The 15,520-nt window shown below is 73.1% G+C and carries 10 protein-coding genes and 1 pseudogene; 1 reads left to right on the plus strand and 10 read right to left on the minus strand.

The window, feature by feature from the left end; genetic code table 11:
- Window positions 1–12: 12 nt before the first annotated feature.
- Window positions 13–1,404, plus strand: coding sequence for an OFA family MFS transporter (locus tag ACWC5C_RS32645; RefSeq protein WP_450881370.1), 1,392 nt, complete (start codon window positions 13–15; stop codon window positions 1,402–1,404).
- Between the two features lie 44 nt (window positions 1,405–1,448).
- Here ACWC5C_RS32645 and ACWC5C_RS32650 read toward each other — a convergent pair whose 3' ends face one another.
- From ACWC5C_RS32650 to ACWC5C_RS32695, 10 genes and pseudogenes are all read right to left on the minus strand, one after another.
- Complete coding sequence (locus tag ACWC5C_RS32650; protein WP_450881371.1) at window positions 1,449–2,483, minus strand: sugar phosphate isomerase/epimerase family protein; 1,035 nt, start codon at window positions 2,481–2,483, stop codon at window positions 1,449–1,451.
- A 50-nt stretch (window positions 2,484–2,533) separates the two neighbouring features.
- A complete protein-coding gene (locus ACWC5C_RS32655; RefSeq protein WP_450881373.1) occupies window positions 2,534–3,928 on the minus strand; it encodes an alkaline phosphatase family protein in 1,395 nt (464 codons plus the stop codon).
- Complete coding sequence (gene eboE, locus ACWC5C_RS32660) at window positions 3,925–5,109, minus strand: metabolite traffic protein EboE (protein WP_450881375.1); 1,185 nt, start codon at window positions 5,107–5,109, stop codon at window positions 3,925–3,927. The genes ACWC5C_RS32655 and eboE overlap by 4 nt, the downstream gene beginning before the upstream one ends.
- Window positions 5,110–5,113: 4 nt before the next feature.
- On the minus strand, window positions 5,114–6,013 hold the full coding sequence (locus ACWC5C_RS32665) for a TatD family hydrolase (protein ID WP_450881377.1): 900 nt from the start codon (window positions 6,011–6,013) through the stop codon (window positions 5,114–5,116).
- Window positions 6,013–6,627: an EboA domain-containing protein gene (locus ACWC5C_RS32670; RefSeq protein ID WP_450881379.1), complete on the minus strand. Its 615-nt coding sequence runs from the start codon at window positions 6,625–6,627 to the stop codon at window positions 6,013–6,015. Before ACWC5C_RS32670 ends, ACWC5C_RS32665 begins: the two co-directional genes overlap by 1 nt.
- Window positions 6,621–7,514, minus strand: coding sequence for a sugar phosphate isomerase/epimerase family protein (locus ACWC5C_RS32675; protein ID WP_450881381.1), 894 nt, complete (start codon window positions 7,512–7,514; stop codon window positions 6,621–6,623). Before ACWC5C_RS32675 ends, ACWC5C_RS32670 begins: the two co-directional genes overlap by 7 nt.
- Window positions 7,511–9,217, minus strand: a complete 1,707-nt coding sequence (locus ACWC5C_RS32680; RefSeq protein WP_450881383.1) for an SCO3242 family prenyltransferase — start codon at window positions 9,215–9,217, stop codon at window positions 7,511–7,513. The genes ACWC5C_RS32675 and ACWC5C_RS32680 overlap by 4 nt, the downstream gene beginning before the upstream one ends.
- A complete protein-coding gene (locus ACWC5C_RS32685; RefSeq protein WP_450881449.1) occupies window positions 9,214–10,320 on the minus strand; it encodes an inositol-3-phosphate synthase in 1,107 nt (368 codons plus the stop codon). Before ACWC5C_RS32685 ends, ACWC5C_RS32680 begins: the two co-directional genes overlap by 4 nt.
- A 932-nt stretch (window positions 10,321–11,252) precedes the next feature.
- Window positions 11,253–12,580, minus strand: a pseudogene (locus tag ACWC5C_RS32690) (ThuA domain-containing protein).
- A gap of 73 nt (window positions 12,581–12,653) precedes the next feature.
- Window positions 12,654–15,110: a PQQ-dependent sugar dehydrogenase gene (locus ACWC5C_RS32695; RefSeq protein WP_450881385.1), complete on the minus strand. Its 2,457-nt coding sequence runs from the start codon at window positions 15,108–15,110 to the stop codon at window positions 12,654–12,656.
- Between the last annotated feature and the right edge of the window lie 410 nt (window positions 15,111–15,520).

Below are 15,520 nucleotides of genomic sequence, written 5' to 3' on the forward strand. Positions count from 1 at the left end.
AAGGGGACGCACATGAGCACAGCGGAACGACCGGAGGGATTAGTAGCTTTCCGGGAGATACGGGACAGCAAGGGGCGCGTGTATCGCGTCGGCGAGACGGACCGCGACATTCTCGGCTTCAACCGGAAGCTGATGGTGTATCTGCCGTGGATCGCGATGATGGCCATCAGCGTGTCCGAGTACGCGTACGGCTCCGCGGAGGACACGCTGTCGGAGGCCCACGGCTGGAGCCAGAGCAACACCTTCTGGATTCTGAGTGTCTGGGTCTTCTTCCAGGCCGGAATCGCCTTTCCGGCGGGCTGGCTGCGGGAGAAGGGCATTCTGACCGCGCGCCGGGCGATGCTGATCGGGGCGGGGCTCTGTCTGATCGGATTCCTCGCGTTATCGCATCTGGACGATGTCTTCGCCGCGATCTGCGGATTCGGCGTCATCGGCGGGCTCGGCTCCGGGCTCGTCTACGCCACCTGCATCAACATGGTGGGCAAGTGGTTCCCGGAGCGGCGCGGGGCGAAGACGGGATTCGTGAACGGCGGCTTCGCGTACGGCTCGCTGCCCTTCATCTTCATCTTCAACTACTGGTTCGACACGGGCAATTACAACGAGGTGCTGGACCTCATCGGCATCTATGTGCTGGCCGCCGTCGCGATCTGCGGCTGGTTCTTCAAGGACCCGCCCAAGAACTGGTGGCCCGCGCACATCGATCCGCTCACCTTCGGCGGCAACGCCAAGAGCGCGAAGAGCCTGGCGAAGAATCCGCCCGCGGTGCGTCAGTACACCCCCAAGGAGGCCATCAGGACGGGCGTGCTGCCCCTGATGTGGCTTTCGCTCGTCCTGACGGCGGGGGTATCCATCTTCGGCATCTCCTTCCAGGTCGACTACGCGAAGGAAGTGGGCTTCGGCCCGCTGGTCGCGGCCTCCTCGATGGGCATCATGTCGGTCATCAACGGCGTGGGCCGGGGACTGGTGGGGTGGCTCTCGGACTTCTGGGGGCGCAAGACGACCCTGGTGTTCGTCATCGTGGTGCTGGGTCTTGCGCAATTCGGGGTGATCTGGGCGGGAAACATCCGCAGTGAGTGGCTGTTCCTGTTCTTCGCGTTCCTCTCGGGATTCGGCGGCGGCGCCTTCTACCCGATGTTCGCGGCCCTCACCCCGGACTATTTCGGCGAGAACTACAACGCCACCAACTACGGCCTGGTCTACAGCGGAAAGCTGATCAGCGGGCTGTTCGGCGGCGGGCTCGGCTCGATGGTGGTCGACGGCTGGGGCTACGACGGGGCGTACGCGCTCGCCGGGGGCATCTCCATGCTGGCCGCCGCGGTCGCCCTGCTGCTGCGGCAGCCGGGGCGGCCACGGGCCCGGGACATCGCCCCGAACCCGCGGCCGATCAGCCGCGAGGCGGTGTGAGCGTGTCGGTGTGAGCGTGTCGGTGTGAGCCCTCCTCCGCGTGCTCAGTCGCCGCAGCGTCCGGTGCGCAGATAGCGGGCGGAGCGGCGGGCGGTGGTGAGCGAGTCGGCCGGGGCGTCGTGCTCGACCATCCAGTGGTGGTCGCGGCGCCCGCCGTGGGTCCTGCCGACCTTGCCGAGGAACCGTACGTAGTCGATGTCACCGTCTCCGACGTCCACCATGCGGTAGCCGTCGGGGACGGTTTCGTCGTGCTCGCCGTCCTTGACGTGGAACAGCGGATAGCGGTCCGGGTCGGCCAGGACGTAGTCGAGCGGTTCGAAGGGCGCCGGGGTGCCGTCGGCGCGCTTGCCGAAACGGTGCTGGGCGACGTACGCCCAGTAGATGTCCATCTCCAGATGGACCAGCTCCGGGTCGGTCTCGGCGAGCAGCACATCGTAGAGGCGGACGTCCGGCCGATCGGTGGCGAAGGAGAACTCCTCGGCGTGGTTGTGCTGGTAGAACTTCATCCCGCGCGCCTTCGCGGCCGCGCCGTAGGTGTTGAAGTCCTCGACGCAGCGCTTCCAGCCGTCGACGGTCGTGCCGTAGCGCCAGGGGCCGGAGGCGGTGCCGACGTGTGGCAGGCCGAGGGCCTGGGCGTCGTCCAGCACCTTGGTGAGGTTGGTGGCGAAGGTGTACGCGTTCGGGTCGTCGGAGTAGTAGCCGACGTGGCTGCCGATGCCGCGCAGGCCGTTCGCGCGCAGCAGCCGCTTGAGTTGCTTGAGGGTGATCGCGCCCGCCGACCCCTGGGTGTATCCGGCGAACTCCACTTGGTCGTAGCCGTAGCGGGCCAGCTGCTCGAAGACGCGGGCGAAGCCGATGGACTGCACTTGGTCGCGGAGGGTGTAGAGCTGGATGCCGAGGTGGCCGCGCGGCACGATCGGACCGCCGCCTCTGCCGTGCCTGCTGGCCGCGGTGGCGGGCGTGGCGGCGTGCGCGGTGGTGGTGCCGAGCAGGGTGGCCGCGGTGGCTCCGGCGGCGACGCCGAGGAGTCCGCGGCGGCGGAGTCTGGCGGCGAGTTCCGGGTGCTGGGCGCTTGTCACGTGCGTGTCTCCTGTCGGTTGTGGTCTCGGGTGCGGTCTCGGGTGTCGTCTCAGGTGCTTTCGAGACCGGCGAGGCGGAGGAGCAGGGACTTGACGTCGGTGGCGGCCACCCGGCCGGACACCGCGTCCGGCTGGGAGCAGAGGAACACCGGCCCGTCCTCGTCCCGCTCCGGCAGCCGTCCGTGGCTGCCGCGCACCGGGGACGGATCGAGCGGGACGACGGCCATCCGGTAGCGCATCCCGAGCTTCTTGCGGGCCAGCGCGGTGGCCGCCTTGACGCGTACGTACGGATCGACCGGGTCGAGGAAGAGTTCGGCCGGGTCGTAGCCGGGCTTGCGGTGGATGTCCACCAGCTGGGCGAAGTCGGGCGCGCGGGCGTCGTCCAGCCAGTAGTAGTACGTGAACCAGGCGTCCGGCTCGGCCACCGCCACCAGCTCCCCGGCGCGGGGGTGGTCCAGGCCGTGTGCCTTCTTCGCCTCGTCGTCGAGGAGTTCGGCGAGGCCGGGCAGGCCGTCGAGGGCGGCCCGGGTGGCCGCCAGGTCCTCGGCGCGGCGTACGTAGACGTGGGCGAGCTGGTGGTCGGCGACGGCGAACGCGCGGGAGGCGCCCGGGTCCAGGTACTCCATACCGTCCTGGGTGTGCACCTCCAGCAGCCCGGCGCGGCGCAGCGCCCGGTTGATGTCCACCGGACGGGACACACGGGTGATGCCGTACTCGGACAGCGCCACGACCGTGCGGCCCCGGGCCCGCGCGTCGGCGAGCAGCGGCCCGAGAGCGGTGTCGAGGGCGGCCGCGGCGGCGTGGGAGCGGGGGTCGTCGGGGCCGTAGCGCTGGAGGTCGTAGTCGAGGTGGGGGAGGTAGGTGAGGGTGAGGTCGGTGAGGTGGCGGCGCAGGATGTGGCGGGTCGCGTCGATGATCCACTGGGAGGAGACCAGATCGGCGCCGGGGCCCCAGAAGTGGAACAGGGGGAACGTGCCGTGGGCGGCGGTGAGTTCGTCGTGCAGGGCGGGCGGCCGGGTGTAGCAGTCGGGCTCCTTGCGGCCGTCGGCGTAGTAGACGGGGCGCGGGGTGACGGTGATGTCGGTGTCCGCGCCCATCGCGTACCACCAGCAGATGTTGGCGACCGTATAGCCGGGGTGGGCGCGGCGGGCCGCGTCCCACAGCTTGTCGCCGCCGACCAGGCCGTTGTGCTGCCGCCACAGCAGGACGTCGCCCTGTTCGCGGAAGTACCAGCCGTTGCCGACGATGCCGTGCTCGGCGGGGGTCGTGCCGGTGAGGAACGTCGACTGGGCGGCGCAGGTGACGGCGGGCAGCACGGTGCCGAGCGGGGCGTACGAACCGGAGTCGGCCAGGGCGCGCAGCCGGGGCATATGGGCGAGCAGGCGGGGGGTGAGGCCGACGACGTCGAGGACGAGGAGGGGGGTTGGCTTACCCGAGGCGCTCACGGCAGCTCCTTGAGGCCGAGGTCGGTCAACAGGTCGCGGGCCAGGGCGAGTTCGGCGGCTATGCCGTCGGCCAGCCGGTCGCGGTTGCGGGGCCGCAGCTCGGGCGGCAGCGCCTGCCAGGTGTACGTCTCGACCTCCAGGTGGCGGGTGAGCGGCGCCGGGCCGCCGACCAGCTGGGCGAGGGTGTCGGTGAGGACGGGGAGGGTGGAGGTGAGCGGCGGCTCGGGCGGGGCGTGCAGCGGCACGTGGAAGTGGGAGCGCCAGGGGGCGGTGGTGTCGAGGCCGCCCGGTGCGAGGGCCTGGTCGAGGTCGTCGGTGCCGCGTACGCCGTCCGCCGGGGTGCGGGTGCGGGTCTGGTGGAGGAAGCGCGGCTCGGCGAACGCGGCCAGCGCGGTCCGTACGGCGGGGCGGTGCGGCTCCTCGGCGTGCAGGGCGGCCGAGAGCTGTGCCTTGACGATGGGGACGTCGGCCTCGGTGAGGGCTTCCGTGGCGGTGCGCGGATCCTCGAACTGCGTGGCGAGGTGGCAGGTGTCCAGGCACAAGCCGATACGGCGGCGGGGCGGGCCGTCGGGGAGCGCGGTGAGCGCGTCGATGGCCTGGGCGGTGGTCTCGACGGTGCAGCCCGGCTCGGGTTCCAGGCCGACGCGGATCGAACGGCCGGTGAGGTCCTGGAGCGCGTCGAGGCGCGTGGCGAGGGTGGTGAGGTGGCCGAGCGCGGCCCGCCGCCGGTCGGGGTCGAACGGGGTGCGCCAGGCGAGCGGGAGCGTCGAGACGCTGCCCTCGGTGACGTCGTCCGGGAGCAGGGCGGCCAGCAGCCGGGCCAGGTGGCCGGTGTGCGTCAGCCGCTCGGCCTCCGTCCAGTCCGGGCGGTACACGCGGTACTTGACCTCCTGGGCGCCGAACCCCTCGTACGGGAAGCCGTTGAGGGTGACGACCTCCAGGCCGCGCCGGTCGAGTTCGGTGCGCAGGCGGCGGAGGGCGGCCGGGTCGGCGGTCAGGGTGCGGGCGGCGTCGCGGGCCAGCCACAGGCCGATGCCGAGCCGGTCGCGGCCGAGGCGGCGGCGTACCGGCTCGCAGTGGTGGCGGAGCTGGTCCACGACGCCGTCGAGGTCTTCGGCGGGGTGGACGTTGGTGCAGTAGGCCAGGTGGACGGTGGAGCCGTCGGGGTGGCGGAAGCGCATGGGGTCACCGGCCTTCTGTCTTCTGGACCGCTGTGGTCACGGGGGCGCCGCGGAGGATGGAGTTCCCCTCGTGGGTGGCTTGGGGTGTGGTCGTCCCGGCGTCGAGGTCGAGATCGAGTCGCCCGCTGAGCCCGTAGAACGCCACCGGGTTGCGCCACAGCACCTGGTCGACGTCGTCCTCGGTGAAGCCCGCCGCGAGCATCGCCTCCCCCACGTGACGCGTCTTCAGCGGGTCGCTGCGGCCCCAGTCGGCGGCGGAGTTCACCAGGATGCGGTGCTTTTCGGTGGCGTATTCGCGCAGGACGCGCACCATGCGGTCCGGGTCCATCTTGGTGTCCGGGTAGATCGAGAACCCGAGCCAGCAGCCGCTGTCAGTGGCCGCCTTTACGGTGGTCTCGTTGAGGTGGTCGAGCAGGACGCGGTCGGTGGGGAGGGCGGATTCGTGGACGACGTCGAGCGTGCGGGCGAGGCCCGCGGCCTTGTCGCGGTGCGGGGTGTGCACGAGGGCGGGCAGGCCGTGGTCGGCGGCGAGCTGGAGCTGCGCGGCGAGTGCGGTGTCCTCGGCGGGGGTCATCGCGTCATAGCCGATCTCGCCGACGGCGACCACGCCGTCCTTGACGAGATAGCGCGGCAGTTCGTCCAGGACGGGGAGGCAGCGGGGGTCGTTGGCCTCCTTGGGGTTGAGGGCGAGCGTGCAGTGGTGGGCGATGCCGTGCTGTGCGGCGCGGAAGGGTTCCCAGCCGAGGAGGGCGTCGAAGTAGTCGTAGAAGCTGGCGGGTGAGGTGCGGGGCTGACCGAGCCAGAAGGACGGCTCGACGAGGGCGCGCACGCCCGCGGCGTACATGGCCTCGTAGTCGTCCGTGGTGCGGGAGGTCATGTGGATGTGCGGGTCGAAGATGCGCATCAGGGCTCCTCGGGGGTGGTGTGCGCCAGCGCTAGGACACGTTGGAGATCGGCGGGCACGTCCCGCCCGGCGGCGGTGCGCTCGTGGGCGTAGTCGGTCAGCATGCGGGCCAGCTCGGCGTCGTCCTTGGCGCGGGCGGGCCAGTCGGCGATGGCGTCCAGCGGTACCCCGGTGAACAGGCACTTCAGTACGGCCTGCCGCCAGCCGTGCGCGCCGAGGTGGCGGGCCGCGTACGGGCCGACGGCGGCGGCCACCAGGCGGGTGTCGTTGGTGCGCAGGGCGTCCTCGATGAGGGGGAGGGCGGCCGGTCCTTCGTCAAGGTGCGCCAGGGCGAGCAGTACCGCCCGGCGCTCGGCGGCCGTCCCGCGCGTGTAGAGGCGGGTGAGCGTGGGCACGTCGGGGCGGGCCGCGTGGAGGAGCAGGACGCGGGTGGCGTCGGCGAGTTCGCCGTGACCGCCGCGGCGGCAGTGGCGGGCCGCGGCGGCGAAGTCCGCCTCCCAGTGGTTGGTGGTCGCCGTCGCCGTCGCCGCCTCGGCGAGGGCGCGGTCCAGCCAGGTGGCGGCGTCGCCGTGCAGTTGGTCGCGTACGGTCGCGCGCAGGTCGGCGATCAGCACGCGACGCCTCCCCTCGCGGCTGTGTGCTCCGCCGCCTTGAGGTACGCCAGGGAGGAGCGGGCCAGTGCGGGCCCGGCGTGCGAGTGGCGGGGCAGCTCGACGCCGACCAGGCCCTGGTAGTCGACGGCGTGCAGCGCCTCCAGTACGGGCGGGACGTCCATCTCGCCCTCGCCGAACGGCAGATGCTCGTGCACACCGCGCCGCATGTCCTCGATCTGCACATGCCGGATCCACGGCGCGGCGGCCCGGACGCAGTCGGCGGGCGACTGCGGCTCCAGGCACTGGCAGTGGCCGATGTCGAGGGTCAGCCCGAGGGCGGGCGGGTCGCCGAGCGTCTCGCGGAGCCGGTGGAACCCGGCCAGATCGCCCAGCAGATGCCCCGGCTCGGGCTCGACGGCCAGCGGAACGCCCGCGGACGCGGCGGCTTCCAGCACTGGTTGCAGGGCGTCGGCCAGCCGCTGCCACGCGGCGTCCTCGTCCGTCCCCGGCGGCCGCACCCCGCTGAAACAGTGCACCGCGTGCGCCCCCAGCTCCGCGCCCACCCGCACGGCCCGCAGGAGCAGCCCCACGCGCGCGGCGCGGGCCTCGGAGTCGGGGTCGAGCAGCGTCGGGTGATGCTTGCGGCCCGGGTCGAGCACATACCGCGCCCCGGTCTCGACGGCGACGGTCAGCCCCAGCCGAGCCAACCGCCGCCCGACCCGTTGGGTCCGCGCCGCGAGATCCGGGGCGAGGGGGTCGAGGTGCATATGGTCGAGCGTGAGCGACACCCCGTCGTAGCCGAGGTCGGCGAGCAGGGTGAGGGCATCATCGAGCCGGAGGTCGGTGAGCCCGTTGGTCCCGTAGGCGAAGCGGAGGGCTGCGGCGGCGGCCGGTGTCGGGGTGGTCATGTCGGGCTGACCTTTCTGGACAGTCGCCGCGCGACGGGCATCAACAGCAGGAGCCCCACCGCGACCTGCCCCGCCCCTGCGCGCGAGACCAGCGCCGCCTGAAGCGGAATCATCGCCCGAATGCCGCCGCCGACGGCACGTTGGAGGAGGTAGGGGGACGGGTTGAGCGCGGCGTGCGCGAGCGGGCGGGCGGCGGTGGCGAGGTAGGCGGCGGCGAGCGCGACGGCGAGGCGGTGGGTTGGTTGCGGGGTGAGTGGCACGCCCCGCCGTGGCCTGGCGGCCGGGCCGCGCCCTGAGGAAGCGGCGCGGCCCGCCGCCACGGCCAACCCCCGCGGGACCGGACGGCTGGCGGCCAGCCCACCGGGGGCCGCCGGGGGGCGGCTGGCTATGGGGGCGACGGCTCGCCGGGCAAACCCCCCGGCCGGGCCGGGCCTCGGGCGGACTGCCGTGGCATCGACGCCCGGCCGTGGGCTCATGGCCGCCACGGCGCGGGCCATGGGCGACGCCCACCGGGGCGAGCGGCTGGCGGGCAGTCCACCGCCGGACGCCGGGAGGCGGCTGGCTGCGAGGGCGGCGCCGCGACGGGCAAACGCCCGGGTCCAGCCCGGCCTCGCACGCGTTGCCGCAGTCGCGGGGCGCAGGACCGGGCGGGCGGCTACGGCGCCGCCTGGCGCTGAGGGGCTGCTGGTTACGGGCGCGGTCGCCCGCCGCACAAACGCCCCGGCCCGGCCTGGCTTCGGGCGGGCCGTCGCAGCCGAGCCGCCGCCACCGGCCGTGGCATCGACGCCCGGCCGTGGGCTCCTCGCCGCCACGGCGCGGGCCATGGACGACGCCCACCGGGGCGGACGGCTGGCGGGCAGTCCACCGCCGGACGCCGGGAGGCGGCTGGCTGCCGGGACGGTGCCGCGACGGGCAAACGCCCTGGCCGGGCCTCGCCTCGCGCGGGTCGCCGTGGGCGCCTCGGCGCGGGCGCGGGGTGTGGGGGCGGCGCCCGGGGTGGTGTGGTTCGGCGAGACGGAAGCTGGCGGTGCCGTGACCGGGTTGGTGGCCCCTGGGCCGTGGGTGGCTGGCAGGCGCGTGGGGGCTTTTGTGGCTGCCCAGGCGATCGTCGCGGCCGTGGCCAGGGCCGCCAGGGGGGCCTTCGACGAGCCGCCGGTCGTCTCGTGGCGGGACACCCCCGTCACGGCCAGCGTGTGCGCGCCCAGGAGGGCCGCCGGGGCTACCGCCTGGCGGGTGGACGGGGCGTGGGTGGCCGTCGCGCCGAGCAGGAGGTCCAGGGAACGTGCCGTTGCCATCGCGTACGGGCCCGCCGGGGTGTTCTTCAGCCCCAGGTCGTACGCCCACACCGTGCCCGCCAGGGCCGTAGCCGTGGCGAGCGTCCGGCGGCCCGCCAGTGCCGCGCACACCAGCCCCGCCCCGGTCAGAGCGCTCGCGGCGGTGAGGGCCGCCGACGGGGTGATCCGGCCCGACGGCAGCGGGCGGCCGGGGCGTTCGACGGCGTCGATGTCGCGGTCCGCCCAGTCGTTGAGGGCCATGCCCGCCTCGTACAGGCACACCGACGCGCCCACGGCGAGCGCGGTGCCACGGTTCGGGGCGGTCCGTGTGGCCGCCGCGCCCGCGAGGGCGTCCCCGGGGACGGTGAACACGGCGGAGATCCGCAGCAGTTCGGCCCAGGCGCGTGCCCGTCCCCGCGCCGATGTCATGAGTGCTCCCGCAGGCGGGCCGCGAAGCCGGTCAGGGCCGCGTACTGGTCGGCGAGGGCGGACGGGCCGCCGTCCGGGTCCTTGAAGTAGAAGCCGAGTTCGGTGAGCGGCCCGGTGAGACCGGCCTCGTGGGCGCGGGCCGTGAGGCGGGCCAGGTCGAGGACGAGCGGCGCGGCGAGGGCCGAGTCGCAGCCCTGCCAGATCGTCTGCAGGACCATACGGGAGCCGAGGAAGCCCTCGAACGCCACGTGATCCCACGCCGTCTTCCAGTCGCCGAGCGCGGGCACGTTGTCGATGTGCATTTCGCCGTCCGGGAGTTCGCCGAGGGCGTCGGCGAGGACCCGCGCCTTGCCCGCGTTCTTCGCCGCCGCGGCGGCGGGGTCGGCGAGCGCGGCGCCGTCGCCGCCGCCCAGCAGGTTGGTGCCGGACCACGCCCGTACGGGCAGGGCGCGCTGCGCGAACATCGGCGCGAGGACGGACCGCAGCAACGTCTGCCCCGTCTTGCCGTCGCGGCCCGCGTACGGCAGTCCGGCGCGGGCCGCTTCGGCGCGCAGCCGGGGGTGGTGCAGGCCGGTGGAGGGGGTGAAGTTGACGTACGGACACCCGGCGCGGAGGGCGGCGGAGGCGTAGAGGGAGCTGGGCGGCAGCCGGTCCCCGGGGGTGAGTCCGGTGGGGGCGGGTTCGGTGGAGGCGACGTTGACGACGACGGCGCGGGCGAGGCGGTGCGTACGGAGGAAGTCGTCGAGGTCGTGCGCGAAGGCGGCGATCAGCTCGTCGTCGCCGCGCGTGTCCCCGGGTTGCGGGCCGCCGGGGCGGATCGCGTCGTCGGCGGCGGTCAGCTCGGCGCGTACGGCGTCGGGCAGGCCGTACGGCAACACCCCGTCGGCGGCCAGCGCCTCGGCGCGCTTGGGGAGCGGGGTGGTGGCGGTGTCGTGGCCACCGAAGACGAGGTCGCCGAGCGCGGGCAGGCCACAGCCGGTGCCGCTGCCGCTGTCCGTGAACGCCGCAGTCTCGGTCACCATCCCGGTCGCGGGCTGCAACCCCGCCGCAACGGCGGCACACCCGGCGATGGCGGTGGTGGCGACCGAACCACGCGCGCCGATGAGCCAAACACCGGTGCGAAGCCCCCCGCCCGGGGTGCCGGTGGGGTGGGTGTGGAGGTGGCGGTGGCGGTGGCGGTGGGTGGTGTCGGGGCCGGTGGTCACTGGCTGCCTCCCGGGTGACGGCTGTGCGGGTACGCGGTGGCGGTGGTCGCGGGGTGGTGGTTGAGGGTGCTGGTCGCGGGGTGGGGTGCGGTGTCGCCCGTGCGGGTGCGGTGGCGGTTGGTGCGGTGCGGTGATGTCGGTACGGCGGTACGGCGGTACGACGTGCGTTGCGTTGGTGCCGGTGCGGTGGCTGCGGAGGTGGCGCGGGTGCGTGGCGATGTGCGGTGGTCCCCGTGCGGGTGCGGGGTGCGGTGCGGTGGCGTCCGTGCGGGTGGGGTACGGCGGTTGGTGCGGTGGTCCCCGCGCGGATGCGCGGTGCGGTACGGCGGTACGCGGTGCGGTAGTGACCCGTGCGGGTGCGAGGTGCGGGCGGCATGCCGTGCGGTGGCGCCCGTGCGGGTGGGGTCCAGCGGTTGGTGCGGTGGTCCCCGCGCGGATGCGCGGTGCGGTACGGCGGTACGCGGTGCGGTAGTGACCCGTGCGGGTGCGGGGTGCGGTGCGGCGTGCCGTGCGGTGGCGCCGTGCGGGTGGGGTGCGGTGGTTGGTGCGGTGGTCCCCGTGCGGGTGCGCGGTGCGGTGGTGGCCCGTGCGGGTACCGGGTGCGGTGCGGGGGTTGCGGAGGGCGGGCAGAGGGCGCGTGTGTGGCGGTGCGGTGGTTGGGGCGGACAGGGGTCGGCGGTCGGGCAGGGGCTGGCTGGCGTGGGTTGTGGGGGGTTGCGGGACACCGTCCCGTTGTCGGGGGCGTGGGGCGGCGGGGAGGAGGCGGCGTACTCCTCCCCGCCGCCTGAAGCCGCCCGGCGGCTCCCCTCGGGCCATCGGGCGGCCGTCCGTCAGGGCAGTTCCTTGACGCGGATGTTGCGGAACGCGACCTCGTCGCCGTCCCCGTGGTTCTGGATGCCGACGTGGCCTCGGCGCAGGCTGCGGGCCGGGTCCTGGTTGGTGAAGTCGTTGATGCGTACGCCGTTCAGCCAGACCTGGAGGCGTTCGCCGCGTACCCGGATCTCGTACGTGTTCCACTCGCCGGGTGGGTTCAGGGCCGCGTCCCGTTTCTCCAGGTCGGCGGAGTGGAAGCCGTATATCGCGCCGGTCGTGCGGTCGGGGGTGTCCGTTGCGTCGATCTGGATCTCGTAGCCCCGGTCGACCGCCGACCAGGGGTCGTCGGAGGCGGGGAAGCCTACGAACACGCCGGAGTTGTCGTCCCCAGCGGGTCCGGCCATCCGCCAGTCCAGCTTCAGTGAGTACGCGCGCAGCTCCCGCGCCTCGTACCAGAACAGGCCCATGCCGCCCGCCGAGGTGAGGGTGCCGGTGGCCTGGTCGAGGGTGAAGGCGCCTGGGCCCGCCTGTTTCCAGCCCGTCACCGACGTACCGTCGAACAGGGGCCGGTAGCCGCGCTCCGGGCGGCAGTCGGCCCGCAGCGCGCCCGTGGCGTAGTGGATGCCGCCGAGGAGGTGCTGCCGGAACGCGGGGTCGGCGTAGGACTCCTTGGTGTGGCCGAGGCCGGTGTAGAAGGCGCGGCCGCCACGGTATCCTGGCACCAGGCGATGGGGTGGTCCTCGCCCATCGCGCCGCCCTCGTACGACGTTTCGTCGAGAGTGGCGAGGATGTGGGCGCGCTCGCGCGGGTTGCTGCGGTAGTCGTACCACTCGTCGGTGCGCTGCCACTCCGCGCCCAGGTGCGCGGTGGCCGGGTGGGCGCGGTTCTCGACGGCGACCGTGGCCTGCTGGATGGCGGGGTGGGTCTGGAAGTACGCGCCGACGAGGCCGCCGTAGAACGCCCAGTCGTACTCGGTGTCGGCGGCCGCGTGCACCCCGGCGTATCCGCCGCCCGCGCGGATGTAGCGCTCGAAGGCGGATTGCTGCGCGGCGTCGAGGACGTCGCCGGTGGTGGAGAGGAAGACGACGGCGTCGTAGCGGGCCAGGTTGGCGCGGGTGAAGGCGGTGGCGTCCTCGGTGGCGTCGACGGCGAAGCCGTGCTGCGCGCCGAGTTCCCGGATGGCGGTGATGCCGTCGGGGATCGCGTCGTGGCGGTAGGCGGCGGTCTTGGAGAAGACGAGGACGCGGTCGCCCGGCGGCGAGGGCGTGGCGGAGGCCGCCGGGGGCAGGGCCGTGGCGGCCAGCAGCAGTGCGGCCACGGCGGATGTACGGAACAGAGCGGGCATGGCCGGGTACTCCTTCCTCCGGGTGCGGAACCGTGGCCCAAGGGCGGACGACCGACCCTTGGGCCACGGGCGGTCAGCCGGTGCCGATGGTGAAGTCGTCCACGTCGTACAGCGCTCCCGCACCGCCCTTGAAGACGAGGTAGAGCGTGGTGGTCGTGGCGGGCGGCTTCCGCAACGCCGTCTTGACGTCCTGGAACGTCTCCCAGTCGCCGGTCACCGGCACGGTGGCCCGGCCCAGCAGCCGCCCGGTCGCGGACCCGGCGCGCACTTCGAGCGTGCCGCCCGCGCCCGCGGAGGAGACGCGTGCGGTGAAGTCCTTGGCGTTGCCGAGGAGATACGGGGTGAAGGCGATCCAGTCGCCGTTGTCGATGTCGCCGACCGTCTTGCCGCCGTTGGCCGGGATGTGGTTGACGACCGTGACGCCCTTGGAGTCGTCGTAGTGCTCGGCCTGGCGGTGCCGGGGCTGGACGACGTTCTGGTCGTGGGTGGTCAGCGACGGCTGGCCGCCCCCGCCGTTGTCCGTGTACTCGGCGTCGAAGACCCCGAAGATGTTGGCGTTGGGGTCGTGCTCGCTGTCGGCGCTGGTCTTGAGCGTCCCGGAGCAGCCGGTGGCCGAGGTGATGGGGTGGCCGTGGCTGTCGTGGCCGAGGACATGGGTGACCTTGACCTTGGCGCAGTCGATCTTCCGGTCCTCGGGGTCGGTCACCTTCACCTTGAACGGCACCTCGTCGCCGAAGGTGAACAGCTGGCCGTCGCCGGGGAGTTGCAGCGTCACCTTGGGGGCGGTGTTGCCGACCGTGAGGTGCACGCTGGCGCTGCCGCTGCGGCCGGAGGGGTCGGTGGCGGTGACGGTGGCGGTGTAGGTCCCGTTCTTGGAGTACCGGTGGGAGGGATTGGGGGTGGTGGCGGTGTGGCCGTCGCCGAAGTCCCAGCGGTACGTGAGCGTGTCGCCGTCGGCGTCGGCGGTGCCTGCCGAGGTGAACGCGACCTTCATGGGCGCCTTGCCGGACGTACGGTCGGCGGCGGCGTCGGCGACCGGGGAGTATCCGTCGGTGGCGTTCTCGATGCGGTAGAGCGCGGAGTGTTCGTCGCCGCCGAACCAGCTCAGGCCGTAGTCGAGGACGTACAGCGCGCCGTCCGGGCCGAAGGCGGAGTCCATGACCTGGGTGCCGGTCCACGGGAAGTCGTTGATCTTCTCGACGGTGCCGTCTGCGCCCTGCTCGATGCGTTTGATCCACTGGCGTCCGAACTCGGTCGCGAAGAAGTCCCCGTCGTAGCTTTCCGGGAACTTGACCGGCGAGTCGAGCGCGGCGTCGTAGCGGTAGACCTGGCCGCTCATCGGCGACTCGGAGCCGGTGCCGAACTCGGGCACCGAGCCGTCGTCGTACGGGATCCAGGCGGGCTGGGCGGGCGGCAGCTCGCTCAGGCCGGTGTTGTACGGCGAGGTGTTGGTCGGCGCGGCGCAGTCGAAGGCCGGGCCGGAGGTGCCGGTGGCGAAGTCATAGTCACGGTACGGCTTGTTGTCGCCGACGCAGTACGGCCAGCCGAAGTTGCCCGGCTTGGTGACGCGCGCGAACTCCACCATGCCCGCCGGTCCTCGGTTGGGGTCGGCGGCGCCCGCATCCGGTCCGTAGTCGCCTACGTACAGCGTGCCGGTCGGCTTGTCGACGCTCATCCGGAACGGGTTCCGGAAGCCCATCGCGTAGATCTCGGGACGAGTCTTGTCGGTGCCGGGCGCGAAGAGGTTGCCGTCCGGGACGGTGTACGTGCCGTCCGCGGCCACCTTGATACGGAGGATCTTGCCGCGCAGGTCGTTGGTGTTGCCCGCGGAACGGCGGGCGTCGTAGGCGGGGTTGCGGTTCGGGCGCTCGTCGATGGGGGTGAAGCCGTCGGAGGCGAACGGGTTGGTGTCGTCGCCGGTCGAGAGGTAGAGGTTGCCCGCCGCGTCGAAGTCGATGTCGCCGCCGACGTGGCAACAGGTGCCACGGGAGGCGGGGACGTCGAGGATCTTCTTCTCGCTGGTGGTGTTCAGGGTGCCGTCGGTGTTGAGGGTGAAGCGGGAGAGGCGGTTGACGCCGTCGAACTTGGCGAAGTCGGCCGCCGTGCCCTCTTCGGGGGCGTCGCCCGCAGGGGTGTTCAGCGGGGGTGCGTAGTAGAGGTAGATGGCGCGGTTCTCCTGGAACCCGGGGTCGATGCCGACGCCCTGGAGCCCTTCCTCGTCGTGCGAGTAGACCGGGAGCTTGCCGGACACCTTGGTGTCGCCGCCCGCGTCGGTCAGGCGGAGGGTGCCGTCGCGGGAGGTGTGCAGCACCGAGCGGTCGGGGAGCACGGCGAGCGACATGGGCTCACCGGTCTCGGCCGCGCCCTTGGCGAGCGTGACCTGTTGGAACTTCTCCGCCGCCGGATCCGCCGCCTGTTCCGCTCCCGCTGGTGGGGATGCGTTTGCGGTGAACGCGAGCCCCGTGCCCACGAGCAGCGCGCTCGTGAGGAGCGCGAGGGAGCCGCGCAGTCTATGCCGTTTCCTGTGCACGCTGATCCTCCGGGAAAAGAGGGGGTGTACGGACGGGGGCCGTTGACCACCCGACCTGGCACAGGCGCGCGCCGTCGCGCCGTTCGATGACCGGTTCGGGGTGAGGGGCCCCATGTGACCGGTACATCTCAAGGACGGTAGCGGGGTTTGTCCGGTTCGGAAACCCCTTTGACACGGGGTGGGTTGGCTTGGTCCGCGGGGAGGACAAAGCGGATGGGGCAGACGGCGGCTCATTCCCCACCCCGCCCCTCCCCGAACTGGAGGCAGGCCCCCAGCCCCCGGCCAGGCGGGGCGGTGCCCCGACGCGGCGCCATTCCCCCACCCCGCCCCGGCGGGGGCAGGCGCAGCGGGCGCGCGGCACCGTTCCCACCGGCCCGTCGCCTCCCGAAACCGGGAGCCTGCCCCTCGCC

The organism is Streptomyces sp. NPDC001700 (genome assembly GCF_053596435.1).